The sequence below is a fragment of the Halorubellus litoreus genome (genome assembly GCF_037081675.1).
GTDB lineage: Archaea > Halobacteriota > Halobacteria > Halobacteriales > Natrialbaceae > Halorubellus > Halorubellus litoreus.
In genome coordinates this window covers 863,204-879,588 of sequence record NZ_JAZAQL010000001.1, presented here as the reverse complement: position 1 = coordinate 879,588, position 16,385 = coordinate 863,204, and the positions used below count along the sequence as shown (strand labels likewise).

Here is a 16,385-nt window from a genome sequence, read left to right as displayed (position 1 = left end):
TCCGCAAACGACCCCTTTAAGGAGTCGGCGCTGTTCGTGGCCGATACATGCTCGGCTTCGAGATAGCGCCGGTGCTCGCCACAGGTGGGGATGGCTTGAACCTGCTGACGTTCGTCGCCCTCATCGTCGCGCTCGGCGTCGGCTCCCAGGTCCTCGGTGCGCGCTTCCGCGTTCCGAGCGTCCTCTTCCTCATCACCGCGGGCATCATCGTCGGGCCATCCGTCCTCGGCATCATCACGCTTGAGACGTTCGGCGGCGCCGGCCCGCTCTCGACCATCGTCGGGCTCGCGGTCGCCATCATCGTCTTCGAGGGCGCGTTCCACCTGAAGATAGAGAAACTCCGGGAGGCACCGACCGCGACGCTCCGACTGGTGACCGTCGGCGCCGTCATCGCGTTCGTCGGCACCGGCATCGCCGTCCACTACCTCCTCGGGGCGTCCTGGACTATCTCCTTCCTCATCGGGTCGCTACTCGTCGCGACCGGCCCGACGGTCATCACGCCCATCCTCGCCGTCGTCCCGGTCCGCGACCGCGTCGCGGCCGCCCTGGAGACCGAGGGCATCGTGAACGACGTCAGCGCCGCCATCATGGCGGTCGTCATCTTCGAGACGCTCCGGCTCGACGCGCCGACCGCCACCGACTACGTCCGCCTGTTCGCCGAACGCCTCGGCACCGGCGTCCTCGTCGGCCTCGTCGTCGCCGCGGTACTCTACTACCTCATCCGGTACGTCGACCTGTCGCCGGACAACGCCCCGCAGAACGCGCGCCTGCTCACCATCGCTGGCGCCATCGTCGCGTTCGCCGCCGCGAACCAGATATTCACCGAAGCGGGCGTCGCAGCGGTCGCGACCGCTGGGCTCGTCCTCGGGAACACCGACCTCCCCTACGAGGAGCAGATCGAGGAGTTCAAGGGCGACGTGACGCTGCTCGTGCTCTCGTTCGTCTTCATCGCGCTCGCCGCCCTCCTCGACTTCGATCAGCTCATCGCCCTCGGCTGGCAGGGACTCGCGGTCGTGGTCGTCGTCGCGCTCGTCCTCCGGCCGCTACTCGTGTTCGTCTCGACGACCGGCGACCGCCTCACGAACGCCGAACGGATGTTCGTGAGTCTCGTCGGGCCGCGCGGCATCATCCCCGCGTCCGTCGCGACGCTGTTCGCGCTCGAACTCGAGAGCCTCGCCAGCGAGACCCGCGAAGCCGCCGAAGCCGCCTCGGGCGCCGAGGCAGCGGCGCTCGCACAGGAAGCCGACGCGCTCGTGGCGAGCTCCGACGTCCTCGTCGGCACCGTCTTCCTCGTCATCCTCCTCACCGTCGTCTTCGAAGGAGGGCTCGCCAGACAGATCGCGGAATACCTAGATGTGATACCAATGCGTGTACTCGTCGTCGGAGGCGGCAAGGTGGGCCGAGCGCTCGCCGAACGCCTCGAAGACCGTGGAGAGAACGTCGTCCTCATCGAGAACGACGAAGCAATCATCGAGACCGCTCGCGAAGCCGGATTCACCGTCCACAAGGGCGACGGCACCGACACCGACGTCCTGCGGTCCGCGGGCGCGGAGAACGCGAAGATCGTCGTCGCCGCGACCGGCGACGACGACGTGAACCTCCTCGTCGCGCAGCTCGCGGACTCGAAGTTCAACGCCGAGAAGGTGCTCGCTCGCGCGAACAACCCGGACAACGTCGAAGCGTTCGAGGACCTCGGCGTCCGCACAATCTCCTCGACGATGGCGACCGCGTGGGCGCTCGACAACCAGATCGAGCGGCCGGCGCTCGCGAACTGGATGACGCACATCGGCGACAACGGCGACGTCCAGGAGGTCCAGGTGACGAGCGAACAGCTCGCCGGCCGTACCGTCCGCGAGATCGGGCCGGAACTCCCCGAGGGCTGTCTCATCGCGCTCGTCGAGCGCGAGGGGAAGACGGAGGTGCCGAGCGCGGACTTCACGCTCCAACGAGGCGACTCGATAACGCTCCTCGGGCGGCGCGACGGCGTCCGCGAGGCGATGTCGGTCTGTAACCCCAGCGATTGACCGCGACGTCGCTGGTTGTCATCCACTCCTCGTCGCGCGGAGGTGTCGGCCGACCGAACCGTACTTGGCGGTGGCCTCCGTACGACTCGGGCGTGAGTGACCGCGTCGGGTGGTCGTCGTGACGAATCCCTTCGAGGAGTGGCGACGCGACCTCGGGGCCGCCGGCGAGTTGACGCCGGACGTCGTCGGCCGCATCGTCGACGTGCACGGCGACCGCGGCCAGCGCGCCATCGAGGCCGTCAGCGAGGGGCGCGTCAAGGAGTACCGGGACTTCGTGGTCGTCGTCGGGCACCGCGAGGAGTACGTCGTCGAGGGCGACGGCTGCACGTGCAAGGACGCCGAGTACAACCTCGACCCCGAGGACCCGACCGAGCGCTGCTGGCACGCGCTCGCCGCCGTCATCGCCGACGCCATCGACGCGACCGAGTACCACGACATGTGGTACTCCGAGGTCCGCGAGTTCCTCTAGGTCGCCGGTTCGGCGACGCGACTCGCGCGGACAGAACACTTACCCGGTTCCTCGGTCAAACACACCGCGATGACCGTTGGTGCCGAGCGCAACCGGGGTGGTGACGTCCGCGTGTTGCACGCCGAGGACGACGCCCAGCTCGGAGCGCTCGCCGGAGAGTTCCTGGAACGCGAAGGCGAGCTGAGCGTGACGCACGTCGAGGACGCGTCGACCGCGCTCGACCGGCTCGCGGCGGAGGACTTCGAGTGCATCGTCAGCGACTACGACATGCCGGGGATGACGGGTATCGAGTTCCTCGACGCGGTCCGCGAGGACCATCCGGACCTCCCGTTCATCCTGTTCACTGGGAAGGGGAGCGAGGAGGTTGCGAGCGACGCCATCTCGAAGGGCGTCACGGATTACCTCCAGAAGGAGACGGGGACCGAGCAGTACGAGGTGCTCGCGAACCGCATCGAGAACGCGGTCGACGGGTACCGGACGGAGCGAGAGCTGGAGCGGCGCGTGAAGCAGCTGCGGGAGAGCGAACGACGGTTCCGGACGCTCGTCTCGAACCTCCCGGGGATGGTGTATCGCTGCGAGAACGAGCGCGGGTGGCCGATGACGTTCGTGAGCGACGGCGCGGAGGCACTCACGGGGTACTCGCCGTCGGAACTGGAGTCCGAGGCGGTGAACTGGGAGCAGGAGGTCATCGTCGAGGGCGAACGCGACGATATCTGGGAGGTCGTGCAGACGGCGATCGACGCGCGGGAGCCGTTCCAGGTCGAGTACGAGATCCGGACGGCCGACGGCGAGTCGAAGTGGGTGTGGGAGCGCGGCCGCGGCGTGTTCGAGAACGACGAGTTGGTCGCGCTCGAGGGCGTCATCACGGACGTGACCGAGGAGCGCGAGCTCCGCGAGGACCTGCGCCGGGAGCGCGACCTGACGCGCCAGCTCCTGGAGACGAGCCCGGTCGGTATCATGGTGAACGAGCTCGACGGGTCGTATCACCTCATCAACGACCGCACGCTCGACATCCTCGGGACGACCCGGGAGGCGGTGCTGGACAGGCAGTACGACGACGACGAGTGGGAGCTCCAGACGCCCGATGGCGACCCGCTCCCGCCCGCGGAGACGGGGTTCGAGACGCTGAAGGCGAAGGCGGAGCGGTCGGCGCCGGGCGACGACGTCCGCGTCGAGAACCTCCTGCATTCGGTGGTTCGCGACGATGGAGAGCGACTGACGGTGTCGGTGAACGGCGCGCCGCTGTACGACGACGCTGGCGACCTGGAACTGCTCGTGTTCACGATCCAGGTCGTCGACGATTAGTCGGTCTCGCGTCGTGGAACCGTGACGTGGCTTTTTCGGGGCAGCGTACGAGGAGTCGGCCATGGATCGCTACGACGCGCTCGGCGGGGCGCTCGCGCTCGCGGCGGTCGCGAACCTCGTGCTCGCGGCCGCGACGATCGCGGACCCGACGGGGTCGTTCCTCGTCGCGGTCTCGGTGGGGTCGGGTGCGGTGATGCTCGCGGTCGTCGCCGTCCAGGTGGCGTCGGGCCACGAGCACACCGACTGGGCGTCGTCGCCGTTCGGCGAGCACGGCCCGGAGATCGTCGCGGTCGTCGTCGGTGCGTGCGGGCTCGCGCTCCTCGCGGGCGGGCTCGCGCACCTCCTCTGACGCCTGGTTAGAGGTCGTAGAGGTCGGTGTACTTCTCGGTGACGTAGTCGAGAAAGTACTCTGCGGTGAGCGGTTCGCCGGTGGCTTCCTCGACGAGTTCGGGCGTCGTGTACCGGCGGCCGTGCTGGTGGACGTGCTCGGTGAGCCAGTCGTGGATGGGGTCGAGGTCGCCGTCGCGGACGAGCGCGTCCACGAGGAGGTCCTCTCGCATCGCGTGGTCGATCTGGGCGGCGAGCACGCTCCCGACGGTGTAGTTCTGGAAGCCCGCGAACCCGTAGCTCCAGTGGATGTCCTGCAGGCAGCCCTCGCGGTCGGACTCGGGTACCACGCCGAGGTAGTCGTCCATCTTCTCGTTCCACGCGTGGGGTATCTCGTCGACCGCGAGGTCGCCCTCGACGAACGCGCGGTCGATCTCCGAGCGCAGGATGATGTGCATGTGGTACGTGAGTTCGTCCGCCTCGACGCGGACGAGGTTGTCCGGGCGGACCTTGTTCGCGGCCTCGTAGAGTTCGCGCGCGGAGACGTCGTCGTGGCGCGGGAAGTGCTCGACGAACCGGTCGCGGTTCGCGTCCCAGAACGCCTTCGTGCGCCCGACGTGGTTCTCGTAGAACCGGCTCTGGGACTCGTGGACGCCCGACGAGCGCGGTTCGCCGAGCGGCGTCGCGTACGCGTCGTCGCGCAGCCCGAGCTGGTAGGTGGCGTGCCCGAACTCGTGGACGGTCGCGGTGAGCGCGTCCAGCGGTTCGTCGTCGCTGTACCGCGTGGTGATGCGGGCGTCGTACTGCGTTCCGGACATGAACGGGTGCGGCGCCTCGTCGAGGCGGCCCCTGTTCCAGTCGTACCCGAGGTAGTCGAGGACGTCCCGCGACAGCGCCTCTTGGACGTCGTGGTCGTACTCGCCGTCGAACGGCCACGCCACCTCGGTGTCGCTCTCGCGGATGTCGTCGATGAGCGGGACGAGGCCCTCGCGGAGCTCGTCGAACACGGATTCGACGCGCTCTAAGGGGAGGTACGGTTCGCCGTCCTCGAACATCACCGCGTACGCCGGTTTGTCGGGGTCGATGTGGGCGGCGCGCTCGCGATGCAGCGCCTTCAGGTCGACCAGGGAGTCGGCGAACGCGTCGAAGTCGTCGTCGCGCTTCGCGGCCTGCCAGGTCTCCTGGGCCTCGCTCTGCAACTGGGTGAGGTCGTCGACGAGGTCGCTCGGTACCTCCGCGTTCCGCTCGTAGTCGTGGCGTATCTCGCGGACGACCGCGCGCTCGGCGTCGCTCAGGTCGCTCTCGTCGACGTCGTCGAGGAGTCGCCCGGTCTCGTCGGCCGTGAAGTGCTCGTGGCGGACCGCCGACAGCGCCGCGGACTGCTCGGCGCGCGCGGGCGTCCCGCCCTCGGGCATCGTCACCTGCTGGTCCCAGTTCAACAACATCGCGGCGTTCCCGAGGTTCGAGTACCGTCGGTACCGGTCGAGGAGGTCGTCGTACGCGCTCATGCCAGCACTCGCGACACCCAGCCGCATCGTCGTTTGGGTAGCGGCACCACGCCACGCGCTCGGCGAGCGTGGTGGCGTCCAGTCAGAGAGTGCCGACTCAGCGTTCCAGGTCGTCGAACGCGGGCACGGCGACGGCCGCACTCACCCCGACGACGCTGACGACGAACGCGAGCACGGGCGTCATCCCGAACACGAGGATGGGGGTCGCGGCGAGCGCGCCGATACCGACGGCGACGAGCGCGCGCTCGGCGGTCCCGACCGAGAGCGTCCACGGTTCCTCGGGGACGTCCACGCTCAGCCACATGAGGCCGACGGCGACGACGACGCCCGCGGCGGCGAGCACCTCCGGCGACCCGGGGAGGACGGCCGCGGAGAGCAGGACGCCGACGCTCCCGACCGCGAGCGCGCCCTTCGGCGCCTCCAGCCAGCCGTCAGCGAGCCGCGCCGCACCGATGACGACCGCGGCCAGCGCGATGCCGCCCGCGATGTCCGCGAGGTAGTGCACGGCGAGGAACAGCCTCGACCCGCCGACGAGCGCGACGAGGACCGCAGCGACGCCGAGCCACTTCCGACGGTTCTCGGCGTCCAGCGCCGCCCCGCCGAACACCGCGGCGGCGATGGTCGTGTGCCCGCTCGGGAACCCGGACTCGTCCGTGTCGAGCAAGCTCTCGTAGATCACGTCGAACGGCGCCGGGACCGCCGAGACGGGTGCGCGCAGTTCCGCGGGCGGCCGCGGGAGCGCGAACAGGTGCTTGAGCGCGAGCATCGCCGCGAACGCCGTCGCCACCACGATAGCGAGGCGCATCCCGTCGCCGCGGTCCCGGAACCAGTACCGGCCGAGAACGAGCGCGACGACGATGGGTGCCTCCGCGAGCGTCGTCGCGACGAGGACGACCGGGAGCGCCCACGGCGGGACGAGGCCCGCGAGGAACTCCGCGACGCCGACGCTCCGACTCATGACCGCCAGTCGCCGATGGCGTCACGGAGTCGTCCCGGCGCGCGGACGGCGTTCACGCCGAGGCCGACGAGGAGCATCAGCGCGTAGAGGCCGAGCGTGGACAGCCAGATGACGATCATCGCGAAGATCGCCCAGCCGTCGCCGAGGTACGGCGTGTAGAACACGCCGAGCGTCATCACGGTCCCGTACAGGAGGACGAGGTACGGCCCCCACCCGCGGGCCTTCCCGCGGCGGACGCGCCGGCGGACGTACCGCTTCAGGTCGCGTTCGATCTCGTCCCGGTGGAGGGTGCGGTCGTCGACGTCGTCCTCGAACGACTCGAGCTCCTGGCGGAGTTCCTCGATCTCCTCGCGTAACGCCTCGGGGTCCGGTTCGTCGGTCTCGCCGGAGGTCTCCGACGGGGCGTGGTCGTGGCTCGCGGCGCTGCCCGTCGCGCTCGCGGCGGCCGCGTCGTCCCGTGGCTCGTCGGTCCCACCGGTATCCGCGTCGTCTCGTGGTTCGTCGGTGGCACCGGTCTCGACGTCGTCCTGTGGCTCGTCGGTCGCGTCGACGTCCCGGGAGTCCTCGCGGTCGTCGTCCCCCATTGCTGGTTCGGTGTGTCGCAAGCCCGCACTTTGAAGGTGCCGGTCGACGGTCGCGGAGACGTCCGATTCGACGGCGGGGAGCGCCCTGCCCGCGAGCACGGCGTTGACGGCGGCGCCGACGAGGAGGAGTATCGAGCCGACGTACAGCCACGTGACGACGACCAGGGCCGCGCCGAGGACGCCCCAGACCGCGAAGCTCTCCGCGTTCTCGGCGTACAACCGGAAGAGCCCGGAGAACGCCGTCCAGCCGACGGCCGCGAGGAGCGCGCCCGGAACCGCTTCGGTGTACTCGACGTCGACGTCCGGGAACAGGTAGTACAGCGGGTAGAACGCGGCGGCGAGCACGAACACCTCGAGGACGAACCCGGCACGGTCGAGGTACGGGAGGTCGACGAACGCGAGCGTGGCGAGGAGCGCGACGCTCGCGCCGATGGCGACGCCGACGGCGGCGAGCGCGACGACGCCGTCGACGATCGCGTCGAGGAACCCGGGCGTGCCGTCGTTCCCGTAGACGAGCGAGAACGCGGTGTCGAGCCCGCGGAACACCTTCAGGGAACTCCAGAGGAGCGCGACGACGCCGACGAACGTTGCACTGCCTCGGCCGGTGGTGGTCGTGAGCGTCGACAGGAGGACGTCCTGGCTGGCGGGCGTCAGGACGCTGCCGAGGACGGCGACGAGGTCGGTTGCGAGCGCTTCGCCGCCGAGGACGCTCGCGACGACCGCGGTCAGGACGACTAGCGGGACGACGGAGGCGAACGCGTAGTACGCGATGGCGGCGGCGAGGAACGTGATCTGCTCGCTGCGAGCGAGCGCGATGGTCGCGCGGCCGACGCCGACGGTTCGACGGATTCCTCCCGAGAGCACGCCGTATCGTTCGACGAGGACGCGGAAAAGGGTCCGCCCGACGTGACGGGGGTCTCCGGACTCCGTACCACGTCGACCGCTTGGTGGTCTTCACCCTGCACTCGAGCGGTCAGGGGCCGAGGTCGCTCGCGGCGTCGCGCATCGCGTCGATGCTCGCGGTCGTCTTGAACGTCGTGCCGCCGTAGTGCGCGGGGCTGGCGTCGTGGCCGGCGTCGCGGACGGCGTCGAGGAAGGCGTCCATCGCGGGGGCGCCGACGCCCCACTGCTTGCAGAGGCGGTGCTGGTCGTAGTGACTCGGTTCGTCGAGTTCGCGTTCGAGCGTCGTGCAGAGTTCGCGTGCGTTCTCGGCGGTCCCCATGTCGTCGGTGACGCGCTCGCGGACGCTCGCGGTGAACTCGCGGTCGACGTACGCGTCGAGCCAGAGCGGGCCGGCGGCGGAGATGCGGTTGCTCTCGCAGCGCGGACACGCCTCGGGCGGGTCGGCGACGAGTCCGCGCGAGGACTCGCGGTAGAGGCAGTCCTCGCAGTGATACAGGTACCCTTGGGCGTCCTGGACGCTCCGGTTCGCGGCGCTGGCCTTGTGCGTGCAGTCGAGGTACGTGCGGACGTAGTGACTCGTGGCGTGCGTGAATATCGGGTCGACGCCGACGTCGAACCGGCCGGCGGTCCGCGCGAGCGCACCCAGGAGGATGCGCAACCCCATCTCGGCGTGGAAGTCCGTGTTCCGCGGGACGGCGCTGTACGAGCGGACGCCGGAGTCGAAGTGCGCGCCACATAGCGGCGCGGTGTCGGTCGCGGTGATGCAGACGAGGTCCCTCGTGTTGGCGAACGCGGCGTCCGCGAACGGCATCGGCGACCCGAACGGGTCGATGTCGACGACGTCGACGTACTCGTCCCACAGCAGGGCGTTGACGTCGCGTTCGAGGACGCGGCCGTCGAGGTCGTTCCGCGCGAGGTTCGACTCGGCGAGTTCGACCGCTTCGGGGTCGACGTCCGCGCACGTCACGTCCCAGCCCTGCGCCGCTGCGCGAGCGCCGCGGATCCCGGTCGCGGTCATCGCGTCCAGGTACGTCTCCGCGCGCTCCTCGCGCTCGCGGTACGCGTCCAGGACGGCGACGGTGAGGTCGCGATTCAACTCCTGGACGGGATTGAAGAACACCGCGTCCGTCTTCCCCTCCCCCTCCTGTTCGGGTACCTCGACCGTCACCGCGCCCTCCGTGACCTCCATGCTCGACCACTGACCGCGAACGCGCAAAAGCGACGCGGAGTCCGCTGGCCGGCGGAGCATCCGGCGACCGCTCGGTCGTCGGTTCTGGTGTGTTGTGGCCGGAGGAGCATCCGGCGACCGTTCGGTCGTCGGCTTCATTGGGGACTGGAACGCGATGCGTTTCGCTCCGTTCGTCCCGCGCTCGCGGTCAGTCGAGCAGTTCGGACAGCCGGTCGTGGGCGCCTTCGAGGTGCGGGCCGTGTCCAGGGCAGACGTAGCGGACGTCGTCTGTTCGGTCGCGCAGCGCTCGGACGCTCTCGGTGACCTGGCCGTGGTCGTAGCTCAGGAGTCGCCCGGATGCGCGGAGCGAGTCGCCGAGGGCGTACGCGAGGTCGCCGAGGAACACCGCCGAGTGTGCGTCGTGGACGTAGGCGACGTGGCCGGGCGTGTGCCCCGGCGTGTGGTACGCTCGGAACCCGCCAATCGTGTCGTCGTCCTCGACCGGTCGAACCGGGAGGTCCGGGAGCGTGAGCCGCCGGTAGTAGAGCCGGTGGAGGGCTTCCACTCCGCGACGGGCGGTCCACGGCGGCAGTCGCTCCCCGGCGACGTAGGGCGCCTCCAGTCGGTGAACGTGGACGGGCGCGTCGAGTTCCGGCGTCAGTCTCGAGAGCGACCCGACGTGGTCCGCGTCGTAGTGCGTCAGGAGGACGCGGTCCACGTCTGCGAGTTCGAAGCCCGCGTCGCGCACCCCCGCTCGCACCGTGTCGGCGTCGCCGGGCCAGCCGGCGTCGACGAGCGTTACGTCTACGTCGTCGACGACGTAGACGTTCGGCTGGTCGCGCGTCCGGCAGTCGATCTGCCAGACGCCCTCGTGTATCTGGATTGCCACGACTGGCGGGTGCGTCGTGACCGCGCTTAGGTGTGGCCATCTGGCGTCGTTCGCTCGGGCCGAGTCGGGACGCTCTTGCCCCCGGCCCGCGTCGGGTCGCGCATGGACGTTGACGCGGTCGTACTGGACGTGGACGGCGTGCTCGTGGACGTCGCTGGCTCCTATCGGCGCGCCATCGTGGAGAGCATCGAGACGGTGTACGGGCGCACCATCAGGAAGGACGACATCCAGCAGTTCAAGGACGCCGGCGGGTTCAACAACGACTGGGAGCTGACGTACGCCGCGGCGCTGTTCGTGCTCGCGCAGGGCGAGGGCCTCGGGCTCTCGATGGACGCGTACACGGACCGCATCGCCGAGGAAGGCGGTGGCGTCGACGCCGCGGAGCGCGTCGTGCGCGCGGAACTCGGCGGGAACGCGACCGAGCGCGTACGCCGCGACTGGGACCGCGAACGCCTCCGGGACGTCTTCCAGCAGCTCTATCTCGGCGCGGACCTCTACCGCGGCATCGAGGACCAGGAGCCGGACCCCGATATCGCGGGCGAGGGCTTCATCCACGACGAACCGGTGCTCGCGAGCACGGCGACCATCGACGCGCTGACGCGGCGGTTCGACGTCGGCGTCGTCACCGGTCGGCCCGCGGCGGAGGCCGGGATCGCGCTCGACCGCGTCGGCCTCGACCTCCCGGCGAAGCACCGGTTCACGATGGACGACTGGGAGGAGGGGAAGCCGCATCCGTACGCGCTCACGACGCTCGCCGAGCGCTTCGCCGCGGATTCCGTCGCGTTCGTCGGGGACACGCTCGACGACGTCGAGACAGCCGTGAACGCCAGCGAAGCGGACCCGAACCGCGACTACTACGGTATCGGCGTCCTCACCGGCGGCCTCACCGGCGATTCGGGCCGCGAGAAGTACGAGACCGCGGGTGCGAGCGCCGTTCTCGACTCCATCGAGGACCTCCCCGCGTTCCTCGACGACTGACCGCTCGCCTCACTCTATCGAGCGATTGCGAGCGGCGACCGCCCGCCGTACTCTATCGAGCGATTGCGAGCGGCGACCGCCCGCCGTTGCGACGGGAAGATTGATGTGTCGCGCTCGGGGCGTTGTACGCGTGCAATTCGGGTCCGACGCCGCGCCAGTTCCGCCCGTCGACCGCGCGCTCGGGGCGGCGCTCACGTTCTTCGTCACCGCCGGCGTCGGGTCGTTCGGTGCCGCGTTCGTCGACCCGACGCTCCCCGCCGCGGCCGGCCCCGCGGGCGTCGCTCGCGGCGCCATCGCTGGCGTCCTCGGGACGCTCCTGCTCGTCCTCGGCGACGGGTACGCGTACCTCCGCGTCGCCGTGGAGGGGCGTCGCTGGACGATAGAACTCGCGGTCGTCGCGGTCGCCGTCCTCGCCGCGTCCGCGCTCGTCGACCTCGTCCCCACGTTGACCATCGTCTGGGTGGCGCTCGGTGCCGCTGTCGTGTACTATGGGACCGTCCACGTCGGCGAGCGCGTCGCCGAGGCGCGCGACTGGTACGACCGCGACGCCTACGCGTGGCGCCGGAGACCGCGACCGACGGCCGATAGCGACCACCGGTGACGACCCGCCAGCGGAAGCCGAAGCTTCAACTGCCGAGCGCCGGCACGGTCGCGCATGCAGCCCTCCTCCACGAACGCCGTCCCTCGCGTCGACCGCGTCCTCGGCGCACTCGTCACGTTCGCCGGCGGTGCCGTCGTCGGGTTCGTTCTCGCGGTCGTGCTCGCGCCGGACGCGACCGCGACGTCGCTCGCCGTACCGCTCGCCGGCGCCGGCCTCACCGGCGCTGCGGCCACCGTCGTCCTGGTGTTCGCTGGCGGATACGACCGGCTCCTGATACCGGTCGAGGGCCGGCGCTGGGCGGTCGAACTCCTCGCCGCCCTCGCGTTCGTCACCGCCGCCCTCGCGCTCGCGGACGCCGCCGACGTCGCGAGCGACCTCCTCGTCGTCGGCATCGTCGCGTCCTCGCTCCTCGGGACTCGCTGGCTCGGCGACAGGGTCGCCGACGCTCTCGACTGGTACGACCGCGACGCGTACTACCGTCAGAACTGACCGTCCGAACCGACCGAACCCCCCTCCGGCCGGACTCCCTTCGACTGTACTCCCTCCCCACACCGTCGCCGACCGTCACGTACCGACCGCGTCACGCGGTCGGTGCCCGTCGTCCAGCCGTCCGCACGTCAGAACTTGCGGGGCGGGCGTGCGAGCCGCGACTGGAGTTGACGGAACTGGCTGTTCGCGGTGTCGAGCTCCTTCGAGAGCGCCGCGACCGCGCGCTTCGCCGCGTGTTCGTCGGTGGTGTCCGCGAGGAACACGGAGACGCCGTCCTCGCTCGGGTACGCGGCGACCTCGAACCAGCGGTCCTCCGCGGGATACTCGAACGTCGCCGGTTCCTGTGCCTCGCGAGCCGCCTCGACGTGCTCGCGGAACTCGCCGTCGAGCGCCGGGAGCACGAACCACGCCTCCTCGCCGACGACGTCGTCCTCGGTGACGTCGAGCAGTTCCTCCGCGCGGTCGTTCACGTACGTGACCTCCCACTCGCGGCCGAGCCCGAGGAACGCCTCGTTGATGCGCTCGTAGACCTGGCGAACGCGCCGGTCGGCGTCGCGAGCCGCCTCGTCGGCGCGCCGACGGTCGACGAGCGAGAGCACGCGATTCCCGAGGAGCGCTATCGTGCTCTCGTCCGCGCCCTTCTGGAGGTAGTCCGTGACGCCCGCGCTGATCGCTTCCGCAGCGATCTCCTCGCTCCCGTGGCCGGTGAAGAACACGACGGGCACGTGCGGGTCGGCGACGCGGATGCGCTTCAGGAGGTCGAGGCCGTCGTCGCCCGGCATCCGATAGTCGGTGACGATGCAGTCGACGTCGTCCTCCAAGGCGGCGATGGCGTCGTCGACGCTCGTGGTCGTGTCGACGTGGAGGCGGTCGAACTCGCGTTCGAGTCGCGTCTGCACGAGTTCGAGGATTCGGTCGTCGTCGTCGACGTGCAGCACGCTTACGGCCGGGCTTCGGGGGGATTCCATGACAGACATACAGCTCCTACCAGCATAAACTAGTACTGTAGTTGCCATCTACCGGGGAGTAGTCACCGGATACCGACACCGGCGACCACCGTCGATACCGTCGCCTCGCTGCCAGCAGTAATCTGGGAGTCCGACAGGACGACCGTGTTCCAAACGCTTAATCGCACGCCACACGCACGATGACGCATGCGAATCGCACTACTCGGCGGTACCGGCGACATCGGCCAGGGGCTCGCGCTCCGCTGGGCGTACGACACCGACCACGAGGTCATCATCGGCTCTCGGGACCCCGAGAAAGCGCGGACGAAGGCCGAGGAGTACGAGACCGAACTCGACTCGCGCGGCCGCGAAGTCACCGTGAAGGGGTTCGAGAACGCGATGGCGGCCGACCGCGCGGACGTCGTCGTGCTCGCTGTCCCACCGTATCACGTCGGCGACACCGTCGACGCCGTCGCGGACAAGCTCGACTCCGAGACGGTCCTCGTCTCCCCGGCTGTCGGGATGAAAGGCGACGAGGACGGCATGCACTATCACGCACCGAGCGCGGGAAGCGTCACCGCGCTCGCCGCCCGCGCCGCCCCCGACGACGTCCCGGTCGTCGGCGCGTTCCACAACCTCAGCGCCGACCGGCTCGCGAACCTCGACGTCGAACTCGACCTCGACACGCTCCTCGTCGGCGACGACCCCGACGCGAAGGACACCGTCTCCCAGCTCGCGGCCGCCATCGAGGGGCTCCGCGCGCTCGACGCCGGCCCCATCGCGAACGCGAGCGAGGTCGAGTCCGTGACGCCACTCGTCATCAACATCGCGCGACACAACGACGGCATGCACGACGTCGGCGTGAAGTTCCAGTAGGGACTCGGCCGCAACCACTCCTGGGTCGAACGACCCAGCGCCGTCGCTCACGAGCCTCGAAGAACGAAGGAAGCGCGCAGCGTTCCGGCTCAGGCGCCGGCCTGCTCGAGGGCGTCCTCGAGGTCCTCGCGCTGCGTGACACCGACGAATCGCTCGACGATACCGTCGTCGTTCTCGACGACGAGCGTCGGCAGTGACCGAACCTGGTACTCGTTCGCGACGTCCTGCTCCTCGTCGACGTTCACCTTCTCCACCTGGAAGCGGCCCTCCCAGTCCTCCTCGAGTTCCTCGAGGATGGGGTCCTGGGTCTTGCAGGGGCCACACCAGTCGGCGTAGAAGTCCTTGAGTGTCACCGTCATCGTATCGATGCGAACTTGCCCACCGGACCGGTTAAGGGTTTGGTTGACGGGTGCGCCCGTCACCAGACCGACCACGGACACCGGTTCGAGCGATCGCTCCGTGGCACGCTCGCGGTCGAGCCCGACGCAACGGGCGAATCCGCGGGTCGAAAGGTTTAGTGGGTCGCGCCGCCGAAGGACACTCATGAGCAGTGGTCAGAACTCCGGCGGCCTGATGTCCAGTGCGGGGCTCGTCCGGTACTTCGACGCCGAGGACCGTAACGCAATCCGCATCGACCCCCGTACCGTCGTCGCCGTCGGCGCGCTCTTCGGCGTCTTCGTGCTCGTCCTGTCGGCGGCACTCTGAAGCGGTCGCCCGTTCTCCGATTGGTCCGTCATCATCGACGACGGATGCCGTCCGTTTTTGTTCTCACATCGCCTAGCGCCGAGCATGACACTGATTGCGGGCGTCGTCGCGGTCCAGGGCGACGTCTCCGAGCACGCCGACGCTATCCGCCGCGCGGGCCGAGCGCACGGCGAGGACGTGGTCGTCCACGAGATACGCCAGTCCGGGACCGTCCCCGAGTGCGACGTCCTCCTCCTCCCGGGCGGCGAGTCGACCGCCATCTCGCGACTCCTCCACGACGAGGGTATCGCGCCGGAGATCGTCGCGCACGTCGACGCCGGGAAGCCACTGCTCGCGACGTGTGCGGGCCTCATCGTCGCGTCCCGGGACGCGAAGGACGACCGCGTCCGCGAACTCGACGTGCTCGACGTGTCCGTCGACCGGAACGCGTTCGGCCGCCAGAAGGACAGCTTCGAAGCGCCACTGGACGTCGCTGGTCTCGACGACCCGTTCCCCGCGGTGTTCATCCGCGCACCCGTCATCGACGACGTCGGCGACGACGTGGAGGTCCTCGCGTCCTGGGACGACAACCCGGTCGCGGTCAAGCAGGGCGCGGTCGTCGGGACGAGCTTCCACCCCGAACTGACGACGGACTCGCGGGTCCACGACCTCGCGTTCTTCGATTCGGTCGCGGTCGACGCCTGACCGCGAGCGCGCGCTCGCGGCAGCGACATGGCGCTTCGAGACGAGGCGCCCTCCCCGAGTAGATGTGTTTTTCCCGCTGGCGGGCGACCGGACGCCTATGCATGCGAAGATCGACTCGGTTCGCGTGGCAGCTACCCACGACGGGCCGGCACCAGTCGTCCTGCTCGCGGTCGACGACCGGGACGACGTCGTCCCCATCTTCGTCGGCGGCGAGGAGGCGCTCGCCATCGCTCGCGGGATGGACGCGACCGACATCGGGCGACCGCTCACGCACGACCTCCTGCTCGACGTGATGGAGGAACTCGGCGGGCGCGTCGAGAAGGTCGTCGTCAGTCGCGTGGAGGACAAGACGTACATCGCGGACCTCCACCTGGAGACGCCCCGCGGGGAGACGGTGGTGGACGCGCGCCCGAGCGACTGCCTGGCGCTGGCCGCGCGCACGAACGTCCCCATCGAGATGACCGAGGCCGTCTTCGAGAGCGGCCGGAGCGACCCGGCGGAGTTCGACGAGTTCGACGACGTCCGCGAGGTGACCGACTACCCATGACGGACTCCGACGGGAGCGACGCGAGTGAGGCGGTCGACGAGCGTGCCGGCGAGTCCGCGGACGAGATACTCGAGGAGCTGTTCGCGGTCATCGAGGACCGCAAGCGCGAACTCCCGGAGGACTCGTACACGGCGTCGTTGTTCACGCACGAGAAGGGCGAGAACGCGGTCTTGGAGAAGCTCGGCGAGGAGACGACGGAGCTCGTGCTCGCGGCGAAGGACGACGACCACGACGAGATGGCGCACGAGAGCGCGGACATCGTCTATCACCTCCTCGTGCTGTTGGCGATGAAGGACGTCCCCCTGGAGGCGCTCCGGGAGGAGCTGGCGTCGCGCCGGTAGCGACCGCCGTCAACACACGCAACGACCGAAACCGTTGGAAATAGCCAATGGAAACTCTCTCTGCGTTGCTTGCTGTTCAACA

General features: G+C 69.5%; 19 protein-coding genes. 12 read left to right on the top strand and 7 right to left on the bottom strand.

Features of this window, described 5'->3' with window-relative positions:
- Positions 1 to 47 precede the first annotated feature (47 nt).
- The 4 genes from VYJ16_RS04495 to VYJ16_RS04480 all read left to right on the top strand — a co-directional run bounded on the left by VYJ16_RS04495 (position 48) and on the right by VYJ16_RS04480 (position 4,147).
- Complete coding sequence (locus tag VYJ16_RS04495) at positions 48 to 2,024, top strand: cation:proton antiporter domain-containing protein (protein ID WP_336349107.1); 1,977 nt, start codon at positions 48 to 50, stop codon at positions 2,022 to 2,024.
- A 118-nt stretch (positions 2,025 to 2,142) separates the two neighbouring features.
- On the top strand, positions 2,143 to 2,493 hold the full coding sequence (locus VYJ16_RS04490) for a hypothetical protein (protein WP_336349106.1): 351 nt from the start codon (positions 2,143 to 2,145) through the stop codon (positions 2,491 to 2,493).
- Between the two features lie 69 nt (positions 2,494 to 2,562).
- A complete protein-coding gene (locus tag VYJ16_RS04485) occupies positions 2,563 to 3,798 on the top strand; it encodes a PAS domain-containing response regulator (RefSeq protein WP_336349105.1) in 1,236 nt (411 codons plus the stop codon).
- 61 nt (positions 3,799 to 3,859) lie between these two features.
- Positions 3,860 to 4,147 (top strand): hypothetical protein, encoded by a 288-nt coding sequence (locus tag VYJ16_RS04480; RefSeq protein ID WP_336349104.1) that lies wholly within the window; start codon positions 3,860 to 3,862, stop codon positions 4,145 to 4,147.
- Between the two features lie 7 nt (positions 4,148 to 4,154).
- On the opposite strand, the gene VYJ16_RS04475 is transcribed toward VYJ16_RS04480, so the two are convergent.
- The 5 genes from VYJ16_RS04475 to VYJ16_RS04455 form a co-directional block, all read right to left on the bottom strand.
- Positions 4,155 to 5,633, bottom strand: coding sequence for a carboxypeptidase M32 (locus VYJ16_RS04475; RefSeq protein WP_336349103.1), 1,479 nt, complete (start codon positions 5,631 to 5,633; stop codon positions 4,155 to 4,157).
- A gap of 97 nt (positions 5,634 to 5,730) precedes the next feature.
- Positions 5,731 to 6,591 (bottom strand): phosphatase PAP2 family protein, encoded by an 861-nt coding sequence (locus VYJ16_RS04470; RefSeq protein ID WP_336349102.1) that lies wholly within the window; start codon positions 6,589 to 6,591, stop codon positions 5,731 to 5,733.
- On the bottom strand, positions 6,588 to 8,039 hold the full coding sequence (locus VYJ16_RS04465) for a YhjD/YihY/BrkB family envelope integrity protein (RefSeq protein WP_336349101.1): 1,452 nt from the start codon (positions 8,037 to 8,039) through the stop codon (positions 6,588 to 6,590). Before VYJ16_RS04465 ends, VYJ16_RS04470 begins: the two co-directional genes overlap by 4 nt.
- 109 nt (positions 8,040 to 8,148) lie before the next feature.
- Positions 8,149 to 9,267, bottom strand: a complete 1,119-nt coding sequence (locus tag VYJ16_RS04460) for a tRNA (guanine(26)-N(2))-dimethyltransferase (RefSeq protein WP_336349100.1) — start codon at positions 9,265 to 9,267, stop codon at positions 8,149 to 8,151.
- Between the two features lie 187 nt (positions 9,268 to 9,454).
- On the bottom strand, positions 9,455 to 10,135 hold the full coding sequence (locus VYJ16_RS04455; protein ID WP_336349099.1) for an MBL fold metallo-hydrolase: 681 nt from the start codon (positions 10,133 to 10,135) through the stop codon (positions 9,455 to 9,457).
- Between the two features lie 102 nt (positions 10,136 to 10,237).
- On the opposite strand from VYJ16_RS04455, the gene VYJ16_RS04450 reads away from it, so the two are divergent.
- The 3 genes from VYJ16_RS04450 (at position 10,238) to VYJ16_RS04440 (ending at position 12,203) form a co-directional block, all read left to right on the top strand.
- Entirely contained in the window at positions 10,238 to 11,113 is an 876-nt protein-coding gene (locus VYJ16_RS04450; protein ID WP_336349098.1) for a TIGR01548 family HAD-type hydrolase, read from the top strand.
- A gap of 130 nt (positions 11,114 to 11,243) precedes the next feature.
- Positions 11,244 to 11,714: a hypothetical protein gene (locus VYJ16_RS04445; RefSeq protein WP_336349097.1), complete on the top strand. Its 471-nt coding sequence runs from the start codon at positions 11,244 to 11,246 to the stop codon at positions 11,712 to 11,714.
- A 54-nt stretch (positions 11,715 to 11,768) separates the two neighbouring features.
- Complete coding sequence (locus VYJ16_RS04440; protein WP_336349096.1) at positions 11,769 to 12,203, top strand: hypothetical protein; 435 nt, start codon at positions 11,769 to 11,771, stop codon at positions 12,201 to 12,203.
- Positions 12,204 to 12,331: 128 nt separating this feature from the next.
- Here the strand turns inward: VYJ16_RS04440 and VYJ16_RS04435 are convergent, their stop codons facing one another.
- A complete protein-coding gene (locus tag VYJ16_RS04435; protein WP_336349095.1) occupies positions 12,332 to 13,171 on the bottom strand; it encodes a response regulator in 840 nt (279 codons plus the stop codon).
- Between the two features lie 186 nt (positions 13,172 to 13,357).
- Between VYJ16_RS04435 and npdG the strand changes: the two genes are divergently transcribed.
- Positions 13,358 to 14,026 (top strand): NADPH-dependent F420 reductase, encoded by a 669-nt coding sequence (gene npdG / locus VYJ16_RS04430; RefSeq protein WP_336349094.1) that lies wholly within the window; start codon positions 13,358 to 13,360, stop codon positions 14,024 to 14,026.
- An 89-nt stretch (positions 14,027 to 14,115) separates the two neighbouring features.
- Here npdG and VYJ16_RS04425 read toward each other — a convergent pair whose 3' ends face one another.
- Positions 14,116 to 14,385, bottom strand: a complete 270-nt coding sequence (locus VYJ16_RS04425; RefSeq protein ID WP_336349093.1) for a thioredoxin family protein — start codon at positions 14,383 to 14,385, stop codon at positions 14,116 to 14,118.
- A gap of 184 nt (positions 14,386 to 14,569) precedes the next feature.
- Here VYJ16_RS04425 and VYJ16_RS04420 point away from each other — a divergent pair, with 184 nt between their 5' ends.
- The 4 genes from VYJ16_RS04420 (at position 14,570) to hisE (ending at position 16,303) form a co-directional block, all read left to right on the top strand.
- A complete protein-coding gene (locus tag VYJ16_RS04420) occupies positions 14,570 to 14,731 on the top strand; it encodes a preprotein translocase subunit Sec61beta (protein WP_323674512.1) in 162 nt (53 codons plus the stop codon).
- 84 nt (positions 14,732 to 14,815) lie between these two features.
- On the top strand, positions 14,816 to 15,415 hold the full coding sequence (pdxT, locus tag VYJ16_RS04415) for a pyridoxal 5'-phosphate synthase glutaminase subunit PdxT (protein ID WP_336349092.1): 600 nt from the start codon (positions 14,816 to 14,818) through the stop codon (positions 15,413 to 15,415).
- Positions 15,416 to 15,512: 97 nt separating this feature from the next.
- On the top strand, positions 15,513 to 15,962 hold the full coding sequence (locus VYJ16_RS04410; RefSeq protein ID WP_336349091.1) for a bifunctional nuclease family protein: 450 nt from the start codon (positions 15,513 to 15,515) through the stop codon (positions 15,960 to 15,962).
- A complete protein-coding gene (hisE, locus tag VYJ16_RS04405; RefSeq protein ID WP_336349090.1) occupies positions 15,959 to 16,303 on the top strand; it encodes a phosphoribosyl-ATP diphosphatase in 345 nt (114 codons plus the stop codon). Before VYJ16_RS04410 ends, hisE begins: the two co-directional genes overlap by 4 nt.
- Positions 16,304 to 16,385: the final 82 nt, after the last annotated feature.

What these genes read in the sequence shown, in the direction of transcription:
- VYJ16_RS04495 (WP_336349107.1), top strand. Translation starts at nt 48, where the DNA reads ATGCTCGGCTTCGAGATAGCGCCGGTGCTCGCCACAGGTGGGGATGGC.
- VYJ16_RS04485 (WP_336349105.1), top strand. Translation starts at nt 2,563, where the DNA reads ATGACCGTTGGTGCCGAGCGCAACCGGGGTGGTGACGTCCGCGTGTTG.
- VYJ16_RS04480 (WP_336349104.1), top strand. Translation starts at nt 3,860, where the DNA reads ATGGATCGCTACGACGCGCTCGGCGGGGCGCTCGCGCTCGCGGCGGTC.
- VYJ16_RS04475 (WP_336349103.1), bottom strand. Translation starts at nt 5,633, where the DNA reads ATGAGCGCGTACGACGACCTCCTCGACCGGTACCGACGGTACTCGAAC.
- VYJ16_RS04470 (WP_336349102.1), bottom strand. Translation starts at nt 6,591, where the DNA reads ATGAGTCGGAGCGTCGGCGTCGCGGAGTTCCTCGCGGGCCTCGTCCCG.
- VYJ16_RS04460 (WP_336349100.1), bottom strand. Translation starts at nt 9,267, where the DNA reads ATGGAGGTCACGGAGGGCGCGGTGACGGTCGAGGTACCCGAACAGGAG.
- VYJ16_RS04450 (WP_336349098.1), top strand. Translation starts at nt 10,238, where the DNA reads ATGGACGTTGACGCGGTCGTACTGGACGTGGACGGCGTGCTCGTGGAC.
- VYJ16_RS04440 (WP_336349096.1), top strand. Translation starts at nt 11,769, where the DNA reads ATGCAGCCCTCCTCCACGAACGCCGTCCCTCGCGTCGACCGCGTCCTC.
- VYJ16_RS04435 (WP_336349095.1), bottom strand. Translation starts at nt 13,171, where the DNA reads ATGGAATCCCCCCGAAGCCCGGCCGTAAGCGTGCTGCACGTCGACGAC.
- npdG (WP_336349094.1), top strand. Translation starts at nt 13,358, where the DNA reads ATGCGAATCGCACTACTCGGCGGTACCGGCGACATCGGCCAGGGGCTC.
- VYJ16_RS04425 (WP_336349093.1), bottom strand. Translation starts at nt 14,385, where the DNA reads ATGACGGTGACACTCAAGGACTTCTACGCCGACTGGTGTGGCCCCTGC.
- VYJ16_RS04420 (WP_323674512.1), top strand. Translation starts at nt 14,570, where the DNA reads ATGAGCAGTGGTCAGAACTCCGGCGGCCTGATGTCCAGTGCGGGGCTC.
- pdxT (WP_336349092.1), top strand. Translation starts at nt 14,816, where the DNA reads ATGACACTGATTGCGGGCGTCGTCGCGGTCCAGGGCGACGTCTCCGAG.
- VYJ16_RS04410 (WP_336349091.1), top strand. Translation starts at nt 15,513, where the DNA reads ATGCATGCGAAGATCGACTCGGTTCGCGTGGCAGCTACCCACGACGGG.
- hisE (WP_336349090.1), top strand. Translation starts at nt 15,959, where the DNA reads ATGACGGACTCCGACGGGAGCGACGCGAGTGAGGCGGTCGACGAGCGT.